At 71.7% G+C, this 19,602-nt stretch carries 18 protein-coding genes and 1 tRNA gene; 4 read left to right on the top strand and 15 right to left on the bottom strand.

Annotation, left to right across the window (positions count from 1 at the left end):
• Positions 1-39 precede the first annotated feature (39 nt).
• Positions 40-1,155, top strand: a complete 1,116-nt coding sequence (locus tag ACFY9V_RS08910) for an alkene reductase (protein WP_391160319.1) — start codon at positions 40-42, stop codon at positions 1,153-1,155.
• Positions 1,156-1,182: 27 nt separating this feature from the next.
• Here the strand turns inward: ACFY9V_RS08910 and ACFY9V_RS08915 are convergent, their stop codons facing one another.
• Positions 1,183-2,061, bottom strand: coding sequence for an MFS transporter (locus tag ACFY9V_RS08915; protein WP_391160321.1), 879 nt, complete (start codon positions 2,059-2,061; stop codon positions 1,183-1,185).
• Between ACFY9V_RS08915 and ACFY9V_RS08920 the strand changes: the two genes are divergently transcribed.
• Positions 2,023-2,307, top strand: coding sequence for a hypothetical protein (locus tag ACFY9V_RS08920; RefSeq protein WP_391160323.1), 285 nt, complete (start codon positions 2,023-2,025; stop codon positions 2,305-2,307). The genes ACFY9V_RS08915 and ACFY9V_RS08920 overlap by 39 nt on opposite strands.
• A 187-nt stretch (positions 2,308-2,494) precedes the next feature.
• On the opposite strand, the gene ACFY9V_RS08925 is transcribed toward ACFY9V_RS08920, so the two are convergent.
• The 6 genes from ACFY9V_RS08925 to ACFY9V_RS08950 all read right to left on the bottom strand — a co-directional run bounded on the left by ACFY9V_RS08925 (position 2,495) and on the right by ACFY9V_RS08950 (position 6,793).
• Positions 2,495-2,567 (bottom strand) — tRNA-Ala (locus ACFY9V_RS08925).
• A 148-nt stretch (positions 2,568-2,715) separates the two neighbouring features.
• Positions 2,716-3,369 (bottom strand): histidine phosphatase family protein, encoded by a 654-nt coding sequence (locus ACFY9V_RS08930; protein WP_355348981.1) that lies wholly within the window; start codon positions 3,367-3,369, stop codon positions 2,716-2,718.
• Entirely contained in the window at positions 3,366-3,800 is a 435-nt protein-coding gene (rsfS, locus tag ACFY9V_RS08935) for a ribosome silencing factor (protein ID WP_355348921.1), read from the bottom strand. Before rsfS ends, ACFY9V_RS08930 begins: the two co-directional genes overlap by 4 nt.
• A 215-nt stretch (positions 3,801-4,015) precedes the next feature.
• Positions 4,016-6,010, bottom strand: coding sequence for a LytR C-terminal domain-containing protein (locus ACFY9V_RS08940; RefSeq protein WP_391160325.1), 1,995 nt, complete (start codon positions 6,008-6,010; stop codon positions 4,016-4,018).
• Between the two features lie 31 nt (positions 6,011-6,041).
• The gene (gene nadD / locus ACFY9V_RS08945) at positions 6,042-6,644 is read right to left on the bottom strand and encodes a nicotinate-nucleotide adenylyltransferase (protein ID WP_355348927.1); all 603 of its coding nucleotides are present in this window, start codon (positions 6,642-6,644) and stop codon (positions 6,042-6,044) included.
• Positions 6,645-6,646: 2 nt separating this feature from the next.
• Positions 6,647-6,793, bottom strand: coding sequence for a hypothetical protein (locus ACFY9V_RS08950; RefSeq protein ID WP_355348984.1), 147 nt, complete (start codon positions 6,791-6,793; stop codon positions 6,647-6,649).
• A 144-nt stretch (positions 6,794-6,937) separates the two neighbouring features.
• On the opposite strand from ACFY9V_RS08950, the gene ACFY9V_RS08955 reads away from it, so the two are divergent.
• Positions 6,938-8,071: a M48 family metalloprotease gene (locus ACFY9V_RS08955; protein WP_391160327.1), complete on the top strand. Its 1,134-nt coding sequence runs from the start codon at positions 6,938-6,940 to the stop codon at positions 8,069-8,071.
• Here the strand turns inward: ACFY9V_RS08955 and ACFY9V_RS08960 are convergent.
• The 6 genes from ACFY9V_RS08960 to galE (ACFY9V_RS08985) all read right to left on the bottom strand — a co-directional run bounded on the left by ACFY9V_RS08960 (position 7,965) and on the right by galE (ACFY9V_RS08985) (position 14,165).
• Positions 7,965-9,263: a hypothetical protein gene (locus ACFY9V_RS08960; RefSeq protein ID WP_391160330.1), complete on the bottom strand. Its 1,299-nt coding sequence runs from the start codon at positions 9,261-9,263 to the stop codon at positions 7,965-7,967. The two genes, ACFY9V_RS08955 and ACFY9V_RS08960, sit on opposite strands and share 107 nt — an antisense overlap.
• A gap of 66 nt (positions 9,264-9,329) precedes the next feature.
• Positions 9,330-9,764, bottom strand: a complete 435-nt coding sequence (locus ACFY9V_RS08965) for a hypothetical protein (protein WP_188283116.1) — start codon at positions 9,762-9,764, stop codon at positions 9,330-9,332.
• Between the two features lie 93 nt (positions 9,765-9,857).
• Complete coding sequence (locus tag ACFY9V_RS08970) at positions 9,858-11,153, bottom strand: glutamate-5-semialdehyde dehydrogenase (RefSeq protein WP_355348936.1); 1,296 nt, start codon at positions 11,151-11,153, stop codon at positions 9,858-9,860.
• Positions 11,154-11,222: 69 nt separating this feature from the next.
• The gene (locus ACFY9V_RS08975; RefSeq protein WP_391160332.1) at positions 11,223-11,693 is read right to left on the bottom strand and encodes a hypothetical protein; all 471 of its coding nucleotides are present in this window, start codon (positions 11,691-11,693) and stop codon (positions 11,223-11,225) included.
• Between the two features lie 183 nt (positions 11,694-11,876).
• Positions 11,877-13,037 (bottom strand): glutamate 5-kinase, encoded by a 1,161-nt coding sequence (gene proB, locus ACFY9V_RS08980; protein ID WP_391160333.1) that lies wholly within the window; start codon positions 13,035-13,037, stop codon positions 11,877-11,879.
• Between the two features lie 153 nt (positions 13,038-13,190).
• Positions 13,191-14,165 (bottom strand): UDP-glucose 4-epimerase GalE, encoded by a 975-nt coding sequence (gene galE / locus ACFY9V_RS08985; RefSeq protein WP_355348945.1) that lies wholly within the window; start codon positions 14,163-14,165, stop codon positions 13,191-13,193.
• Between the two features lie 160 nt (positions 14,166-14,325).
• Here galE (ACFY9V_RS08985) and ACFY9V_RS08990 point away from each other — a divergent pair, with 160 nt between their 5' ends.
• Positions 14,326-16,023: an FG-GAP-like repeat-containing protein gene (locus tag ACFY9V_RS08990; RefSeq protein WP_391160336.1), complete on the top strand. Its 1,698-nt coding sequence runs from the start codon at positions 14,326-14,328 to the stop codon at positions 16,021-16,023.
• Positions 16,024-16,121: 98 nt separating this feature from the next.
• On the opposite strand, the gene ACFY9V_RS08995 is transcribed toward ACFY9V_RS08990, so the two are convergent.
• Complete coding sequence (locus ACFY9V_RS08995; RefSeq protein ID WP_391160339.1) at positions 16,122-18,284, bottom strand: PIG-L family deacetylase; 2,163 nt, start codon at positions 18,282-18,284, stop codon at positions 16,122-16,124.
• Positions 18,285-18,596: 312 nt separating this feature from the next.
• A complete protein-coding gene (gene galE, locus ACFY9V_RS09000) occupies positions 18,597-19,568 on the bottom strand; it encodes a UDP-glucose 4-epimerase GalE (RefSeq protein WP_391047568.1) in 972 nt (323 codons plus the stop codon).
• Positions 19,569-19,602 lie beyond the last annotated feature (34 nt).

Consider the following 19,602-nt stretch of genomic DNA (forward strand, 5'->3'; position numbering starts at 1 on the left):
GACTACGAGCCCCGCCGCCGGACGAGCCTGGAGACCGCTTTGACCACCGCGTTCGACCCCCTCGACCTCGGCGGTGTGCGGCTGCCGAACCGTATCGTCATGGCACCGATGACCCGCAGCAGGGCGTACGGTCCCGGACTCGCCCCGACCGACGCCGCCGTGCGCTACTACGCGCAGCGCGCCTCCGCCGGGCTGATCGTCACCGAGGGCACCCAGCCCTCCCCCGTCGGCCAGGGCTATCCCGACACTCCCGGTCTGCACAGCGACGAGCAGATCGCCGCCTGGCGCCGGGTCACCGACGCCGTGCACGCGGCGGGCGGCCGGATCTTCGCGCAGCTCATGCACACCGGCCGGATCGGCCACCCCTCCCTGCTGCCCGACGGCCTCGTACCGGTCGGCGCCTCGGCCGTCGCCGCCCAGGGCACGGTCTACACGCGGGACGGGCCGAAGGAGTTCGTCGTCCCCGAGGAGCTGACCGAGGACGGCATCCGGCAGACCGTGGCCGACCACGCCGCCGCGGCCCGCAACGCGATCACGGCGGGCTTCGACGGCGTCGAGGTGCACGCGGCCAACGGCTATCTGGCGCACCAGTTCCTCGCGCCCAACTCCAATGTCCGCACCGACGACTGGGGCGGCTCCCCCGAGCGCCGGATACGGTTCGCGGTCGAGCTGGTCACGGCGGTGGCCGGGGCGATCGGCGCCGACCGTACGGGCCTGCGCGTCTCGCCCGGCAATCCGCTCGGCGACCTCCACGAGCCGGAGCCGGGACCGACGTATGTCGCGCTGGTCCAGGCGATCGAAGCGGTCGGCCCCGCGTATCTGCACCTCATCGAGAACGACGACCGGGCGCTCACCCTGGAGCTGCGCAAACGCTTCTCCGGCGCCCTCATCCTCAACGCCCGTACGGTCGGCCGCCCTTCGGGCCCGGAGGAGCTGGCGCTGATCGAGGACGGCACCGCCGACATGCTCTCGTACGGCGCCCTCTTCCTCGCCAACCCCGACCTGCCGCGCAGGCTCCGCGCGGGCGGACCGTTCAACACCCCGGACCGGGCCACGTATTACGGCGGCGACGAGCGCGGCTACACCGACTACCCGTTCCTGGACGCGCAGGACGCGGAGGACGGGGAGGACGCGGAGGCCGCACAGGACGCGTAGGACGCACCGGCACAGGCCCTCCGCGCCTCAGGCCCGGCGCCGCCCGCTCCGCCGCCACTCGACCGCGACCACGGCGCCGACCGACGACACCGCCGCCATGGCCGCCGACGTCACGGCGTAGGCGTGGGCCGAGGGGTGGGCGCCGGGCAGGTCGAGCCGGTTGAGGTAGAGCGTGCCGAGGGTGGCGACGCCGAGGAGCTGGCCGAGCTGGGTGGCGGTGGCGAGCAGGCCGCTGGCCTCCGCCGCGTCGCGCGGCGCGACCTTGCCGAGCGCCAGGGTGAGCGTCGGGCTGAAGGCGAGGCCGAGTCCGGCGCCCAGGGGCAGCAGCGTGCCGTAGAGCAGCGCCCCGCCATGGCCGCCGCCGCGCAGCGCGAGCCCGAGGCCCGCGAAGGACCCGGCCGCGACCAGCAGGCCCGCCGGGGCGAGCCACGGCCGCCAGGACACCGGCAGCCGACGCCAGTTGAGGCCGACGGCGCCGAAGGTGACCGCGCAGGTCGCGAAGGTCAGACCGGTGCGCAGCGCGCTGTCGCCGAGGCCCGACTGGAGGTGCAGGGCGATGGCGAAGAGGAAACCCGCGTTGGCCGCCATCGTCAGCGAGATCACCGTCACCGCGCGCCGCATGCCCGGCGCCCGCAGCACACGCGCGGACACCAGCGGGGCGCCGCCGCGCCGGGCGAGCCGCGCTTCGAGCACCATGAAGAGCGCGAAGAGCAGCACGCTCAGGCCCAGCGAGAACCAGCCCCACAGCGGCCAGCCCTCCTCCTGCCCGAGGACGAGCGGCACGGTGAGCAGCGTCACCGCGGCGCCGAGCACGACCAGGCCCGGCAGGGCGAGACCGCGCCCGCCGCCCCCGGGGTCCCGGCGCCCGTGGCCGCGCCGGGCAGGCGGGTCAAGGTCTTCCGGCACCACGCGGTCGGCACCGTCAATCTGTCGTCCAGCTCGCTGAGCATCGACGGCATGGCCGAGCACCGCATCGTCGTCTACACCCCGCTCGGCGCGCAGGACACCCGCCGGATCGAGCGCCTGCGCGCCATCCCCGACCCGGTCGTCGGCTGCCCCGAGCACGGCCGCCCGCTCTCCGAGATCTTGCGCGAGAAGGCCGAGCAGGCCACGCGGGAGGGCCGGAACGCAGAGATCCCGCTCCCCCGGTGAGGGAACGGGACCTTCGTACGTGGCGTGTGGACCGTGTCCCCGGGGTACTCCCGCCTCGGCGTCCGGCCCGGCCGACCTCACGGGGCTCCAGATGGCGAAGCCCCCGCGGCGCGAGGCGCGGCCGGGCAGAAACGACAGAGGGCGGAGTGACTCGCGTTTCCGCGAGCACACTCCGCCCTCGACCTTGTGGAGCTACGGGGAATTGAACCCCGGACCTCTTGCATGCCATGCAAGCGCTCTACCAACTGAGCTACAGCCCCGCGTCAGCGCGGGTTTCCCCGGCGACGAGAAGAAGCATAGCCGGTGAGCGCGCCGGAAACGAAATCCGCTGCACCGCCGCGCGCGGACGCGTCCCGGACCCGGTCGAGGGCCGTCCGGAGGCCGCCGCGAGCACGGTCCGGCGCGCGCTCAGGTGTCGTCGCCGAGGACCGGCTCCGGCAGGGTGCCCGCGTTGTGCTCAAGCAGCCGCCAGCCGCGGGCGCCCTCGCCGAGGACGGACCAGCAGCAGTTCGTCAGGCCGCCGAGCGACTCCCAGCTCGTGGACTCCAGGCCGAGCAGCCGTCCGATGGTGGTGCGGATGGTGCCGCCGTGGCTGACGACGACGAGGACGCCGTCGTCGGCGAGCTTGTCGGCGGCGGTCAGCACCACGGGCGCGGCCCGGTCGGCGACCTCGGTCTCCAGCTCGCCGCCGCCGCGCCGCACCGGCTCGCCGCGCTTCCAGGCCGCGTACTGCTCGCCGTAGCGCTCGACGATCTCGGTGTGGGTCAGGCCCTGCCAGGCTCCGGCGAAGGTCTCGCGCAGACCCTCGTAGTGCGTGACCGGCAGGTGGGTCACCGCGGCAAGCTCCGCGGCGGTGCCCGCGGCCCGGCGCAGGTCGGAGGCGATGATCGCGTCCGGCCGCAGCGCCGCGAGCAGCCGGGCGGCGCGGCGCGCCTGCGCCGTGCCCTCGGCGGTCAGCTCGATGTCGGTGTTGCCCTGGAAGCGCTGTTCGAGATTCCAGGCCGTCTGGCCGTGCCGCCAGAGCACGATCCGGCGGCCACGGCCGCCCTTGTTCCCGTTCAGTTCAGGTCTCCCTCGTCCTGCGCCTCCTGCGCCTGGGCGTGCTCGGCGCCCTTGCCGCGGGTCGCGACCGCGTCCTGCGGCAGCTCGATCTCCGGGCAGTCCTTCCACAGCCGCTCCAGGGCGTAGAAGACCCGCTCCTCGGAGTGCTGCACGTGCACCACGATGTCGATGTAGTCGAGCAGCACCCAGCGGCCGTCCCGCTCGCCCTCGCGCCGTACCGGCTTGGCGTCCAGCTCCTTGGCCAGGGTCTCCTCGATGCCGTCGACGATGGCCTTGACCTGTCGGTCGTTGGGCGCGGAGGCCACCAGGAAGGTGTCGGTGATGGAGAGGACGTCGCTGACGTCGTAGGCGATGATGTCGTGCGCGAGCTTGTCGGCCGCGGCCTGGGCGGCGGTACGGGTCAGCTCGATGGAACGGTCCGTGGCGGTCACTGAGGAGACTTTCGGGTCGGGGGCTGGTCACCCAAGGGTCTCACGACCCTCGGACAGCCCCCGACCCCTTTTCGATCACCGCGCGCCGGTCACCACGGGCCGGAGCCCGCGCGCCGGTCACCATGCGCCGATCGCCGCGGACCGGTCACCACGCTCGGTCACCGCGGACCGGTCACCACGCTCGGTCACCGGCGACCGGAGCCCGCGGCGGGCGCTCACTGGCCCGTCTGCTTGTAGTCCTTGCCGAGCACCACCGAGATGTCCGCGGTCGCCGGCACCGTGCCCTTCTTCACCGCGCTCGCGGGCAGCCCCAGGGTCGACGCGACGTCCTTGGCCGCGGCCAGCCGCGCGTCGTCGCCGTAGACGATCTGCGAGAGGGCCTGGGACTTGTCCGCCGTGCCGCCCGGCACATAGGTGTACGTGCCGCCGTTGACGATCGCGGCCTGCGCCATCGGGCCCGACTTCTTGTCGCCGGTGGCGTCCTTGATCTGCACGCGGGCCTGCGCGGTCGCGTCGGAGGTCTTGACCGTGCCGCCGAGGATGTCCTTGACGACGCTGTCGCTGGTCTTCGCGGTGAGCGTGCCGTCCTTCTGCACCGGCAGCATCGCCGTGTCGTACGCGCCGGTCTTGGCCAGCTCCGCGAGCTGCGCGAGCGACGCGCCGAGCTGCTGGTCGGTCAGTGACGGGTCGAGGATCTGGGCCAGCGACTGGACGGTCTTGGTCGCGGACGCCGCGTCGCTGGGCATCTTCTTCAGCAGCGCCTGCATGACCTGCCCGAAGCGGCTGAGCTGCTTGGTCTGCGGCTCGCCCGGCGCGAGGTAGGTGGCGTACGCGACGGCCGCCTGGCCGGTCAGCTCGGTCTGCTTGCCCTGCCGGACCAGCGTCTTGTCCTTGTCCTTGCCGGTGCCCTTCACCTCGGCGTCGGTGTCGACGTAGACGTCGCCGAGCGAGTCGACCAGCAGTTCCAGATACGGGGTGTCCAGCCGCCAGGTGCCCTTGATGTCGGAGCCGAGCAGCGAGTTGAGGGCGTCCCTGGTCGGGCCGACGCCGTCGCCGACCGCCTTGTCCAAGGTGGTCGACGTGCCGTCCTCGGTGGTGACGTTGAGGGAGTTGGGCAGCAGGACCGTCGTGCCGCGGCCCTTGGTCTCGTTGTCCACCAGCAGCGCGGTGGCGGGCGCGCCCTTGTCGACCGGCATCAGGTGCACGACTATGACGTCGCGCTTCTGCGCGCCGCCCGCCGCCGCGGCCGGGCCCTTCGAGTCGCCGAGGCCGGGCAGCTTTCCCGCCTGCCACAGATAGCCGACGCCGCCGAGCATCGCGAGCACGACCAGCAGGATCAGGCCGACCTTGCGGTTCTTGCCGCGCCGCTTGGCCTCCTCGCGGCGCTCGGTGCGCGACTCGGAGAACTTCAGCCAGTCGATGACCTCTTCCGACTCCTCAGAGTCCTCGTCGATGAAGGCGAACTGCTCGGTCAGATACTGCCCGTCGGGCCCCTTCGCCCCGCCCGCGGCGGCCGGTGCCTGCCGCGTCCCGGGCTCCTCGGGGAAGACCGGCTGCTGCCCGGTGTCGTACACGGGCGGCTGCTGCCCGGTCTCGTACACCGGCGGCTGCTGCCCGGTCTCGTACACGGCGTGCCGGCCGGTGTCGTAGACCGGTTGCTGGCCCGTGTCGTAGACGGGCTGCTGTTGACCGGTGTCGTAGACCGGCTGCTGCCGCCCCGTGTCGTAGACCGCGTGCTGGCCGGTGTCGTACACGGGGGGCTGCTGGCCGGTCTCGTAGACGGTGTGCTGCCCGGTGTCGTACGCCTGCGGCTGCCCGGCGCCGTAACCCTGGCCCTGTCCCTGGCTCTGGCCCGGCGCCTGGCCCTGTCCCTGGCCGTAGCCGCCGGGGCCCGGTCCCTGTTCGTAGTACGGCTGTTGGGGCTGCTGCGGGATCCAGCCCTGCTGCTGGCCGGCGTAGGTCTGCGAGGGGTCGCCGTAGTACGGGTCCTGGTAACCGGGGTGCGGCTGCTGCTGGGGGACGTGCGGCGGCGCCTGCTGAGCGGCCTGCTGCTGCGGCTGCTGCCCCTGTTGCTGCTGCGCGGGATGGGGCTGTGCGTACGGGTCGTAACCGTAGGGCTGCTGCTGGTAGTAGGGGTCTTGCGCGTAAGGGTCTCTCTCGTTCTCAGGACCGCCCTCGGCTTGCTGCCAACGGGGGTTTGCGTCGTTCACGAGGAACCCCTTCACGTGGTTCGTTGCGGAGCTACCCGGTCGCGTCCCGGTACAGCGCGCGTTTGTCGATGTAGCGCACTACACCGTCCGGAACCAAGTACCAGACAGGATCCCCCTTGGCCACCCGCTGGCGGCAGTCCGTGGAGGAGATCGCCAGCGCCGGGACCTCCACGAGCGAGACACCGCCCTCGGGGAAGCCCGGGTCCGACAGCGTATGCCCGGGGCGTGTGACCCCGATGAAGTGCGCGAGAGAGAACAGTTCCTCCGCGTCCCGCCAGGAGAAGATCTGGGAGAGCGCGTCGGCACCGGTGATGAAGAACAGCTCGGCGCCCGGGTGCTCGGCGCGCAGATCGCGCAGGGTGTCGATGGTGTACGTCTTGCCCGCGCGGTCGATGTCGCTGCGGCTCACCGAGAACTGCGGGTTGGACGCGGTGGCGATCACCGTCATCAGGTAGCGGTCCTCGGCGGCCGACACCTTCTGGTCGCTCTTCTGCCACGGCTGGCCGGTCGGCACGAAGACCACCTCGTCGAGGTGGAAGAGGCTGACGACCTCGCTGGCGGCGACCAGGTGACCGTGGTGGATGGGGTCGAAGGTGCCGCCCATCACCCCGATGCGGTGCTTCGCGTCCGGCATGGTCAGTCCCGGTTGAAGCGGGTCACGATCCACAGCAGGAGCAGCAGGGCGGCCAGTGCGCCGAAGCCGGTCACGTACGGGCTGAGGCTGTTGTGGTTGCCGCCCCCCTCGGCGAGTGTGGTCAGGGCGGAGGCTGCGTTGGACGACATGATCAGCGGGACCCTTTGCGATATCGGGGACGGGGGAGAAGACTCTCGGCACATCGTACGGGCGGGCGGAAGGGAACTTCGCGCAGGCTCCGCGCGTCCAGAGTATGTACCGGTTGGCTATCAGGGGGTTGGGCCAGTATGTCCGTGCCGAATGGACCGAACGACACGCAGGACGGTCAGAAGAACCTGCCGGGGCGCAACCGCAAGCGCTTCCCCGGCATCTCGTCGCGGGCGTACGAGCACCCGGCCGACAAGTCCGCGCTGGTGGCGCTCCGCAAGCTCAGCGGCTTCGACACGGTCTTCAAGGCGCTCAGCGGTCTGCTGCCCGAGCGGTCGCTGCGGCTGCTGTTCCTGTCGGACTCGGTGCGGGTCAGCGACGAGCAGTTCGCTCATCTCAACGCGATGCTGCGGGACGCCTGTTACATCCTGGACATGGAAAAGGTCCCGGCGATGTACGTGACGCAGGACCCGCAGCCCAACGCGATGTGCATCGGCATGGACGAGCCGATCATCGTGGTCACCACCGGCCTGGTCGAGCTGCTCGACGAGGAGGAGATGCGGGCGGTCGTCGGCCACGAGGTGGGCCACGCGCTGTCCGGCCACTCGGTGTACCGGACGATACTGCTCTTCCTCACCAGCCTGGCGCTGCGCGTGGCGTGGATCCCGCTGGGCAATCTGGCGATCCTCGCGATCGTCACCGCGCTGCGCGAGTGGTTCCGCAAGTCGGAACTGTCCGCGGACCGCGCCGGTCTGCTGGTCGGTCAGGACGTGCAGGCGTCGATGCGCGGTCTGATGAAGATCGCGGGCGGCAACCATCTGCACGAGATGAACGTGGACGCGTTCTTGAAGCAGGCCGACGAGTTCGAGGCGGCGGGCGATCTGCGCGACTCGGTGCTGAAGATCCTCAACGTGCTGCCGCGCAGTCACCCGTTCACCACGGTGCGCGCCGCCGAGCTGCGCAAGTGGGCGGGCAGCCGGGACTACCAGCGGCTGATGGACGGCCACTACCCGCGGCGCGAGGAGGACAAGGACACCTCGGTGTACGACTCCTTCAAGGAGTCCGCGACGCATTACGCCGATACGGTGAGGAGCAGCAAGGACCCGCTGATGGGGCTGATCCGGGACATCTCGTCCGGGGCGGGCGACATCGGCGGCAAGCTGCGCGACCGCTTCACAGGCTCGGGCTCGACGAACGGGGCGGCGGGGGCGTCAGAAGGCTCGGGCGACTCGCCCGAGGACTCGGGGCCGCCGTCCGAGCCGCAGCCGGGGATGGGCTGACCGAGGGGCTTCCCGGCGCGCCGGGCGCGCCCGCGGCGCCCCGCGGCAGCCATGTGGCGTTCGGCAGCACGCCCGGCGCCGTCGTGCTGCTCGGCCGCACGCCCGGCGCCGTCGTGCTCGCGGTGGCAGGCGGCTGCCCGGTGGTGGCGTCGGTCAGCGGGGCGCAGACCGCGCCGACCGGCCGGTCGTGGCGGTACGGATCGGCTCCGGCGACCGCGCCGGGCGCCGACTGGCCGGCCAGTATCGGCCGGAAGTAGTTCTGTACGGCCGCGCCGCAGGCCAGCGGTCCCGCCGCCACATCGGCCTGGACGACCTGGATCTGGCGCTGGCGCAGGTCGGCGTGGCTGAAGCGGAATCGCATCTGGCGGCGCACGGTGAACAGCGACACGGCGTTGTCGGCGAATCCCGGCCGGTACAGCGCGTAGACGAAGGTGTGGTCCGCGGCGATCTCCAGCTCGTCGTCGCCGGTCTCGGTGGCGTCCAGGGTGCCCTGCACGCGGATGCCGTCCCGGACCAGCCGCACCCGCGCCGCCGGGTCGAAGCGGACCAGCCAGCCGGTCGCCTCGTGGGTGCCGTCGGTGTACGGCCGGGTCAGGCTGCTGTCGAACTGGTCGAGCTGTCCGGGGTCGAGCAGGGCGCGGACACTGCTCACATCGCCGCCGGTGACCGTCTCCTGATTGATCGACGAGTCGGTCAGATAGAGCTTCGCGGTGCTGAAGGCCTGCGTCACCTCGCCCACGCCGTAGTCGCCGATCCGGTGGATCGCGGGCATCGTGATGCCCTCGGCGCCGACCCGGTACGCCTCCGCGCGCTGTCCGCGGAAGGGCTCGGTCGCGGAGACCGAGGCGACCTTGCCGGACGGGACCAGCGGGATGACGGTGGCCCTGAGCTGTTCCGTGGCGTCCTGGCCGCGGCCCTTGTAGGGGTGCCTGACGCCCATGTAGATGGCGAAGCCGAAGGCGACGACGATGAGCGTGATGAGGGCGACCGCCTGCCGGGCGAGGCCGCGCGGCAGCGCGTGCCGGACGCGGACCGCCCGGTCGGCGTCGTCCAGCCGCTCCTGGGCGGAGAACTCCTGGATCCGGGCAGCCCGGACGAACGACTCGTCGAACACGACGGATCGGTACTCGTCCTCACCGCCTCCGGGGACGCCCTCGGGCGTGCCCTCAGGAGGATTTCCAGGCCCGCTCATATCACAAGGTTAAGTCTCTGGGCGTGCGAATAAACGCCCTGGTACCGGTCAACTTATGACAGGAGATCAGGGAAGCCGGTTCGCGGCGACCGGAGGCAGGCTGCTCTGTGTGCCGACCGGGCCGCTGGACGGCGGGGGGACCACCGGTGGTCGGGTCGCGCCGCCCGCGCCGCGGTAGACCGCGGCGAAGGTCAGGGCGACCACCCCTATGCCCATGACCACGGCCAGGGCCCAGGCCACCGGACGGTGCCAGCGGGTACTGCTCCCGCGGTACGGCCGTCCGGCCGGGTAGAGGTCGTCGGAATCCGGTACTCCCGCTTCGTCCAGTTCGGGGACAGCGGCGTGAGCACCGGCTCGATTCCGACCCGGCCAGCCGGGCGGTAGCGCGGGACCTTCGGCGACGGCAAGCATCCGTTCCTTGGCCGAGGGCTCATGGAACAGAGCGGACCGTACGAATTCTTCGTCGAGGACTACGGAGGCGAACTCGTCATCGTCCGGCATCTGTCCAGAGTAATGCGGAAGTTGGTCCTTTGGGCAGGGGAATCCGGACTGTCTGTGGGCCGTCCGGAGGACACTTCCGCGTGTCGGCGGGTGTCAGCGGATGTGTCCGTCACCCGTGACGACGTACTTGGTGGAGGTCAGTTCCGGCAGTCCCATGGGGCCGCGGGCGTGCAGTTTCTGGGTCGAGATGCCGATTTCGGCGCCGAAGCCGAACTGGCCGCCGTCCGTGAACCGGGTCGAGGCGTTGACCAGCACCGCGGCGGCGTCCACCCGCTGGGTGAAGCGGCGCGCGGCGGCCTGCGAGGACGTCACGATCGCCTCGGTGTGGCCGGAGGACCACAGCCGGATGTGCTCGACGGCCGCGTCCAGGCTCTCCACGACCCCGGCGGCGATGTCGTAGGACAGATACTCCGTCTCCCAGTCCTCCGCGGTGGCGGGCACGACGGTGGCCTTGCTGCCGCTGCTCTCGGCCAGCGCCTGCACCCGCGGGTCGCCGTGCACGGTGACCCCGGCCTCGGCGAGCGCGTCCAGCGCGCGCGGCAGGAAGCGGTCGGCGATGTCGCGGTGCACCAGCAGGGTCTCCGCCGAGTTGCAGACGCTGGGGCGCTGTGCCTTGGAGTTGATCAGCACCTCCACGGCCATGTCGATGTCGGCCTCGGCGTCCACGTACACATGGCAGTTGCCGGTGCCGGTCTCGATCACCGGAACGGTCGAACCCTCGACGACGGTACGGATCAGGGCGGCGCCGCCGCGCGGGATCAGCACGTCGACCATGCCGCGGGCGCGCATCAGCTCGGTGACGGAATCGCGGCTCTCGCCGGGCACGAGCTGGACGGCGTCGGCGGGCAGTCCCGCGCCGCCGACCGCGTCGCGCAGCACGGTGATGAGAGCGGTGTTGGAGGCGTACGCGGAGGAGGAGCCGCGCAGCAGCACCGCGTTCCCCGACTTCAGGCAGAGCGCGGCGGCGTCGACCGTCACGTTGGGCCTGGCCTCGTAGATGATGCCGACGACGCCGAGCGGGACGCGGACCTGCCGCAGCTCCAGGCCGTTGGGCAGGGTGGAGCCGCGCAGCACCTCGCCGACCGGGTCGGGCAGCCCCGCCACGTGCCGGACGTCGGCGGCGATGGCCGCGACCCGCTCACGGGTGAGGGTGAGCCGGTCCACGACGGTGTCGCCGGTCCCGGCCGCGCGGGCCCGCGCCACGTCCTCGGCGTTGGCCGCGACGATCTCCTGCGTGCGGACGATCAGCGCGTCCGCGATGGCCAGCAGGGCGTCGTCCTTGACGGACCGCGGCAGCGGGGCCAGGTCCGCGGCGGCGGCCCGCGCGCGGTACGCGGCGAGCAGCACGGGGGACTTGGGCAGCGGCGAGGGCAGCGGCGGGTGGGTCATGGAAGCAGGGTACCGGCCCGCCACCGGCCGGTTGGCAGGTCCCGCGACAGTGCTCCGCGGGGACGGGCCCTAGAACGGGTGTACGCCCACCGGGACGGCCGGCGGCGGTCCGTAGCCCTCCGCGACGCGCTGGTGGTAGGTCGCCCGGTCGATGACTTCCAGGCCGACGGTCTCCCAGGGCGGCAGGCCCGCCGTCGAGCGGTGCTCGCCCCACAGCCGCAGCGCGATGGCGGCGGCGTCGTGCAGGTCGCGGGCCTCCTCCCAGTAGCGGATCTCCGCGTGGTCGGTGGCGTACCGGCTGGTGAGCAGGAAGGGGTGGTCGTGGGCGAGCTGCTCAAGACCGCGTCTGACCTCGGTCAGCGGGGTCTCGGGGCCCGAGACGCTGAGCGTGACGTGCCACAGCCGGGATATCGCTCGTTCGGCGGGAGGCGCTTCCCGCTCGGGGTCCCCGTCGATGTCGTCACTGATGTCGTTGCCGACGCTGACCAGCGCGCGTTCCCCCGTACCCCTGGTCAATGGCCCTGGGCGCCCTCGTCTCACCGGCGGCCTCCCTGTGGGTTGCGTTCCGCGAGCGCCGTCCGCACCGGTAGGCGCTGACGACTCCTCCGCATCAAAGTTGACCAGGCTCCGGCGGGCCGCGGGGGCGTTTTCGGCAAGAAGGCCCGAACCAAGGTCCTGAGGAGATCCCCGGACATTGACCGGGGAGTCGAGGGTTCCGGGGGCTCAGGGGCGCAGAAGTACCAGGTCGTCACGGTGGACGACCTCGCGTTCGTAGGCGGGGCCGAGTTCGACCGCGAGGTCGCGGGTGGAGCGGCCGAGCAGCCGGGGCAGTTCGCGGGCGTCGAAGTTGACCAGCCCGCGGGCGACCGCGTGCCCGGTCTCGTCGAGCAGGTCGACGGGGTCGCCCGCGACGAAGTCGCCGTCCACGGCGGTGACCCCGGCGGGCAGCAGCGAGCTGTGCCGCTCGGTGACCGCGCGGACCGCCCCGGCGTCCAGCCGCAGCGCGCCACGCGGGGTGGAGGCGTGCGCGAGCCACAGCAGCCGGTCGGCGGAGCGTTTGCCGGTGCGGTGGAAGTGGGTGCCGGTGGGGCGCCCGGCCAGCGCGTCGGCGGCGTGCACGGCGGAGGTGAGGACGACGGGGATGCCCGCCTCGGCGGCGATCCTGGCGGCCTCGACCTTGGTGACCATGCCGCCGGTGCCGACCCCGGCCTTGCCCGCGCTGCCGATGGTGACGCCCGCCAGGTCCTCGGGTCCGGCGACCTCGGTGAGCAGGGTCGCGCCCGGCGTACGCGGGTCGCCGTCGTAGAGCCCGTCGACGTCGGAGAGCAGGACCAGCAGGTCGGCGCGGACGAGGTGGGCGACGAGGGCGGCGAGCCGGTCGTTGTCGCCGAAGCGGATCTCGTCGGTGGCGACGGTGTCGTTCTCGTTGACCACCGGGAGGGCGCCCATGGCCAGCAGCTGGTCGAGGGTGCGGTAGGCGTTGCGGTAGTGGGCGCGGCGGCTGACGTCGTCCGAGGTGAGCAGCACCTGGCCGACGCGGACGCCGTACCGGGCGAAGGAGGCGGTGTAGCGGGCGACGAGCAGGCCCTGGCCGACGCTGGCGGCGGCCTGCTGCCTGGCCAGATCGCGGGGGCGGCTGGCCAGGCCGAGCGGGGCGAGTCCCGCGGCGATGGCGCCGGAGGAGACCAGGACGATCTCCTTGTCCGGCCGGCCGCCCGGTCCCGCGCTCGCGCCGGTGCCCGAGCCGCGGACCGAGGCCAGGACGTCGACGAGCGCGTCCACCCGGTCGGCGTCCAGTCCCCCGGCGGCCGTGGTCAGCGACGACGAGCCGACCTTGACCACGACCCTGCGGGCCTCCACCACGTCCTGCCGTGCCGTTGTCACGTACGTCCCTCGTATCGCCGCTGTCACGCCTGTCCCGAATCGGCGCTCCGGCCGGTGCCGTCGCGCGCCCCGGCCCCCGGCCGTCTCCGGTCCGTTTCCGGTCCGTCTCCGGTCCCTCTCCGGCCCGTTTCCGGATCGCGTCCGGAGGACCGGCTACCGCGGCGGGTGCTGGAGCTGCCAGGCCGCCCAGGCCGAGGTGACCATCGCGCGCACGTCGTACTGGGCGGTCCAGCCCAGCTCCCTGCCGATCGCCTCGGCGGAGGCCACGACACGGGCCGGGTCGCCCGCGCGGCGCGGGGCCAGTTCGGGTTCCAGCTCAGTGTGACCGGAGACCTCGCGGATCAGGTCGACCATCTCGGCCACCGAGACGCCCTGGCCGCTGCCGATGTTCAGCACCAGCGACGCCTCGGGGTCGCGGGTCAGGCGGCGGGCGGCGGCCAGGTGCGCGCCGGCCACGTCCTGGACGTGGACGTAGTCGCGCACGCAGGTGCCGTCGGGCGTCGGGTAGTCGGTGCCGAAGATCAGCGGGCGGCGGCCCTGCGAGATCCGCTGGAAGACCAGCGGGACGATGTTGGCGGCGCCGCGGTCGCCCAGCTCGGGCGCGGCGGTGCCCGCCACGTTGAAGTAGCGCAGCGACGCGGTGGCCATGCCGTGCGCCCGGCCGGCCGCGGCGATCAGCCACTCCCCCGCGAGCTTGCTCTCGCCGTACGGGCTCATCGGCGCGCAGGGCGTGTCCTCGGTGACCAGTTCGACGTCCGGCATGCCGTACACCGCGGCGGAGGAGGAGAAGACGAAGCGCCGCACGCGCGCGTCGACCGCCGCCTCCAGCAGGGTCTGAAGGCCGGTCAGATTCTCCCGGTAGTAGAAGAGCGGTCGCTCGACGGACTCGGCGACCTGCTTGCGGGCGGCGATGTGCACGATGCCCTCGACCGCGTGCGCGGCCAGCACCCGGTCGAGCGCGGCCCGGTCCAGGACGCTGGCGCGCTCCACCGGAACTCCGGACGGCAGCCGTTCGGTGTCACCGGCGGTGAGGTCGTCGAGGACGACCACCTTTTCTCCGCCGTCCACCATCGATTTGACGACATGCGATCCGATGTATCCGGCTCCGCCGGTGATCAGCCAGGTCATCGCCCCAGTCTAGTCGGCGTTGCCGCGGTGAATTCAGGGGCGCTCGATCGGCACGCGGTCTAAGGTCTGTCGGACCCCTCACCTAGACTCGCCGCGTCCGAACCGGACGGGTCTTCGCATCGGGTTCGGCATTCATCACACTCACATCCCAGGGGGGATTGTGTCCGAAGCACAGCCGGTGCGCTTTTCGAAGCGCCGCCGCCTCGTCGCGGTGTGCACCACCGGCGTCCTCGCTCTCGGCGCTCTGGCGCTGAGCACGAACGCGCAGGCCGACAGCGGCCCGCAGCACAGGATCACCCGGCCGACGGCGCCCAGCGGGCCCGCGCCGACGCTCACGCTGCCCAAGCAGGCCAAGCAGTACTCCACGAAGGCGGCGGCGGGGCCGCTGCGGTACGACCCGGACGGGGACGGCTACGCCGACCAGCTCTACCGGGGCAACAACCGGCACTACTACAACTTGCTCACCAAGGACAACGACGACGACGGCGACCTCGGCGCCAGCAGCGACGGCACCCTGTACAAGGACGTCCTCACCCCGGGCAGCCTGGACGGGCAGGGCACCGGCATCCTCGCGCTGACCAACTCGGGCCGCCTGTCGTACTTCGGGGCGGGGAGCTTCCCCAACGGCGGCGCGCGGTGGACCGGCACCGGCTGGTACGTCTACAACAAGCTGGTCGCGACCGACGACATCACGGGGGACGGCAAGCCCGACATCGTCGCGCGCACGCCGGCCGGTCAGCTCTATCTGTACGAGGGCACCGGCAACGCTTCCGCTCCGTTCAAGGGCAAGGTGCTCGTCGGTTCCGGCTGGAACCAGTACGACCAGCTCACCAGCCCCGGTGACATGAACGGCGACGGCATCAGCGACCTGATCGCCCGTAAGACGGACGGCACGCTGTACTTCTACGCCGGTACGGGCAACGCCGCCGGTCCGTACGCGGCCCGCGTCGCCATCGGCACAGGCTGGAACGCGTACAACCAGCTCGTCGGCACCGGTGACGGCTCGGTCCTGGCGAGGGCCACGAATGGCACTCTCTACATCTACCGGCAGAACGGCGCGGGCGGTTTCGCGCCCAAGCAGGGCGGCTACAAAGACTGGAACGTGGAGCTGTTCGCGGGCGCGGGTTCCAACCCGGCCTACGGCAAGAAGGAGCTCTACGGCCTGTCGACCGGCGGCACCTTCTACTGGTACTACACCAACAACAACGGGACGCTCGCCGCGCGCCAGCAGGTGGCGGGCGGCTCGGGGGGATACAACACCTTCGCACTGGCCTCGTCGCTCGGTGACTACGGGTACGCCGACCTGCTGTTCCGGGACGGCACCAACCTGTGGAACCTGGATTCCGACGTGAGCAGCCCGCTGGCCACCGGCTGGGGCGGCTACAACCTCTTCGTCGGCCCCGGTGACCTCAGCGGTGACGGCAAGGGCGACCTGCTGGCCCGTGACACCTCGGGCAACCTGTACCTCTACCGGGGCCAGGGCACCGGCGCGGCGCTGACCGGCCGCCTGCTGGTCGGTCCCGGCTGGGGTGCGTACAACGCCATCGTGGGCGCCGGTGACTTCACCGGTGACGGCCTGGCGGACATCGTCGCGCGCACCAGCGACGGCACGCTCTACCTGTACAAGGGGACGGGCGTCAGCTCCCGCCCGTTCGAGACCCGCGTGAAGATCGGCACGGGCTGGAACCGCTACAACAAGCTGGCGTCGCCGGGCGACATGGACGGTGACGGCCGCGCCGACCTGCTCGGTGTGGACGCCAGCGGCAATCTGTTCAGCTACAGCTCCACCGGCACGGGCCAGTTCAAGGCTCCGGTGAAGCAGGGCGGCGGCTGGAACGGCTACAGCCGTCTGTTCTGAGACGTCCTGTGGTGTCCGCCGCCTGTTGAGTGGACGGACGAGGGCGCCCGCACCTTCCAGGTGCGGGCGCCCTCGCGCGTCACGGCCGACAACCCGTGCTATCTCGTGGCCAGTTGGGTGAACGTGCCGGTGCCGTGGACGCGGGTGACGCCCGGGGTGGCGTTCACGGTGAAGGAGACCAGGGCCGTACGGTCGGTGCCCGCGACGAGCACGTCGGGGCGGCCGACCGCGAAGGGCTCCGTCGGGGTACTGGCTGTGGCGGCGGCCGGTCCCTTGCCGTATTCACCGTGCACCAGCAGCGCGTTGCCGAAGTCGGCGCGTACGGCCAGCAGCGGGTTGGTCTCCGCGCCCCGGCCGCTGAGCAGGGCGACCGGGCCGAAGCCCGCGTCGCGCACGGCGGAGGCCGGAATCCAGCGACCATGCCGTCCCGCGGTGAGGCGTTCGACCGCGATCTCGGCGGTCTCCGGCCTGCGGAAGGCCAGCAGCAGCGAACCGTCCGCCGCGGTCACCGCTTCGGGCACTTCGCCGGGCACGCCGGTGTGCCGCAGGGGACGGCCGACCAGTTCGGCGCTCGGGGTGGACTGAGTCCACTGGTGGACCCCTTGGTGGCCCGCGGCGAAGACGTGGATCCGGCCGTCGTGGTCGACGGTCGCGGTCAGTCCCTCCTGGACCTGGCCGCCGGCGAGTTGCTGCCACGGCGACCACTGACCGGAGGCGTCGCGGACCCGCGTGCTCAGACCTTTGGAGGCGTTGCGGACGAAGACGTGGATCCGGCCGTCCTTGCCGATCACAGCGGTCGGCGGCCCGACCCTGCGGCCGCGGACCGGATTCGCCTCGGGGCTGCCGAGGCTGCGCCAGCCCCGGATCGCCCGGTCGCCGTCTTCGCCGGCGGACTTGCCCGAGGCACCCACCTGCTGGTCGAGCACCACGACCTCCCGGGTGTTGTCGCCCGGCGCGGCCGACAGACCGGAGAAGCGCAGGCCGAACAGCAGATGGTGGCCGTGCTTGTCGGTGACGACGCTGAGCGCGGGGGTCAGCGGGCCCCCGCCGAGGTCCTCAGGCGCATTCCAGTGTCCGCTTGCCGGCGCGGTCTCGGTCCAGCGGGCGGCCCGGGTGCCGAGCACGCCGTACACGGTGAGCCTGCCGTCCTTGGCGGCCACCGCCTGCGGACCAGAGGTCGGGTAGCGGTAGTGGGTGCTGCGGACCCAGCCGCGCGGGGACTTCAGCGCGTCGCCCTGGCCGACGCTGTAGTCACCGCAGCCGCCGGTGTCGCCGCACTTCCAGCCCGGAGCGCCGCCGTACACATCGAGCACGTCCGCCTTGAAGCGGACGGTGGCCTGCGGGAGATTGTGCGGCCAGCGCTGGTTGTAGTAGCCGCGGTAGGCCTCGGTGAGGAAGGTCGGGACCGGGCCGCCGCTCGCCGCGGCCTTCTCGGTCCACTGCGCCATGGCCCGCCAGGTGAACAGCGCGGTGGCGGTGTGGTCACGGTGGTCGGAGTAGCCGACCTGGTCGCTGTCGCGCGGGTACCGCGCGTTGTGGACCTGGATGTCCGGGTCGGGGTCCATGGTGCGGATCAGCGTCGGCCGGAAGGTGGTGAAGAGGAAGGCGAGCGCGTCGATCAGCGTCTGCCGGTCGAAGGTGTGGGCGGCGCGTACCGGGCCGTCGGGCAGCGGTACCGTCCGTACCGTCCCGTCCACGGCCCAGAGCTTGTCGATGCCGAAGGTGCCGCCGCCGCGCACCGGAGTGTGCATGTCGATCCGCAGGAAGACCAACTCGGCCCGCCTGCCGTCGTGTTCGAGGGTGTTGACCTCGGCTGCGCCGCCGTGAGGCAGGGCGAGCGCGGTACGCGTCCACGGCGTGAAGATCTCCGCGCCGAGCATCCGCGCGTACGCCTGCCGCAGCCCCTGCTGCCGCGCGGAGACGTACGCGGGTACGTTCGGCAGCGGGCGCGGGTGGCCGGGGGCGCGGTTCACGCCGAAGGAGTCGCCGCTGGTCACGTAGACCGTGACGACCGGCACATGACGGTCGAGGGTGGCGGCGGTGTCCGGATTCATGAAGTACAGGTCGTCGTCGGGGTGCGCGACCACTTGCATCACGAGCGGTGCGGCGGGGGCACCGAAGGTGACCCGCGCGGAGGCGGGCAGTACACCGCCGGTCGGGGGCGGCCCGAAGACGACCGGCGCTCCCGTCATCCTCGGCTTGGCCGCGGTGCTCCGACCCGTACAACCCGCGACCGTGGCCGCCGCGAGTGCGCCCGCCATCGAACCCACCACGACCCGGCGTCCGGGACCCCTGCTTCCTTGTTCCAGCATTCGGTCCAACGTTCCGGCTCCGTTCACCTCTCGTGTGATCATTTCGACCACCCGCTGCACAAGAGGGACAATTTCGAGCCGGGGTTTCTTCGCTTTGATGTGACCGTCATCACATGTCCGGGTCAGGCAAGTACCGGAAGCAAAAGCCGAAAAGGCCGGAATGCATTGACCTGCGGAACCGGCTGGTCAGCCGCATGAAAAAGGGGAGCCGGACTCACCGTGAGTGAGTCCGACTCCCCGAATCGGAATGGCGCGCCCCGGTTACTCCGGGTGTCGCAACTGCCAGCCCGCCCAGGCCGAGGCCACCATCTCGCGCACGTCGTAGACGGCCTTCCAGCCCAGTTCCCTGCCGATCGCGTCGGCGGACGCCACGACCCTGGCCGGGTCGCCGGGCCGACGCGCGGTGACCTCCGGGGCGATCCCGGTGTGACCCGAGATCTCCTGGATGATGCCGACCATCTCCGCCACGGAGACGCCCTCGCCCCGGCCGATGTTCAGCACCAGGGCCGCCTTCGAGTCCTCGGTGAGCCGGCGGGCGGCGGCGACGTGCGCGGACGCGATGTCCTCGACGTGGATGTAGTCGCGGATGCAGGTGCCGTCCGGCGTCGGGTAGTCGTCGCCGAAGATCAGCGGAGTCCGGCCGCGGGAGAGCCGGTCGAAGACCATCGGCACCAGGTTGAAGATCCCCGGGTCGCCCAGCTCGGGCGCGGCCGCGCCCGCGACGTTGAAGTAGCGCAACGACGCGGTGGCCATCCCGTGCGCCCGCCCGACCGCGGTGACCAGCCACTCGCCGGCCAACTTGGTCTCGCCGTACGGGCTCATCGGCTCGCACGGGGTCTGCTCGGTGACCAGGTCCACGTCGGGCATTCCGTATACGGCCGCGGAAGACGACAGGACGAAGCGCTGCACCCGCGCCTCGACGGCGGCCTCGAGTACGGTCCGCAGACCCTCGACGTTCTCCCGGTAGTACCACAGCGGGCGCTCGACGGACTCTCCGACCTGCTTCTTCGCCGCGATGTGCACGATGCCCCGGACGTCGTGTTCGCTCAGCGTCCGGTCGAGCAGCGCCCGGTCCAGGACGGTGCCGCGTACCAACGGCACACCGGCCGGCAGGCGTTCGGGATCTCCGGTGCTCAGATCGTCGACGACGACCACCTGCTGTCCATCGGCAACGAGCGCCCTGACAACGTGCGAACCGATATAACCAGCGCCGCCGGTAATCATCCAGGTCATGGCCGAACCCTACCAACGGCGACCACGGGGAAGA

The sequence above is a fragment of the Streptomyces sp. NPDC008317 genome (genome assembly GCF_042955955.1).
In the GTDB taxonomy this organism is placed as follows: domain Bacteria; phylum Actinomycetota; class Actinomycetes; order Streptomycetales; family Streptomycetaceae; genus Actinacidiphila.

Coding starts and splice junctions, on each gene's coding strand:
- ACFY9V_RS08950 (WP_355348984.1), bottom strand. CDS start 6,793: ATGTCGTCCAACGCAGCCTCCGCCCTGACCACACTCGCCGAGGGGGGC.
- nadD (WP_355348927.1), bottom strand. CDS start 6,644: ATGCCGGACGCGAAGCACCGCATCGGGGTGATGGGCGGCACCTTCGAC.
- ACFY9V_RS08965 (WP_188283116.1), bottom strand. CDS start 9,764: ATGCCGGACGATGACGAGTTCGCCTCCGTAGTCCTCGACGAAGAATTC.
- galE (WP_355348945.1), bottom strand. CDS start 14,165: ATGACCTGGCTGATCACCGGCGGAGCCGGATACATCGGATCGCATGTC.
- ACFY9V_RS08960 (WP_391160330.1), bottom strand. CDS start 9,263: ATGAGCGGGCCTGGAAATCCTCCTGAGGGCACGCCCGAGGGCGTCCCC.
- galE (WP_391047568.1), bottom strand. CDS start 19,568: ATGACCTGGATGATTACCGGCGGCGCTGGTTATATCGGTTCGCACGTT.
- ACFY9V_RS08995 (WP_391160339.1), bottom strand. CDS start 18,284: ATGGCGGGCGCACTCGCGGCGGCCACGGTCGCGGGTTGTACGGGTCGG.
- ACFY9V_RS08970 (WP_355348936.1), bottom strand. CDS start 11,153: ATGACCCACCCGCCGCTGCCCTCGCCGCTGCCCAAGTCCCCCGTGCTG.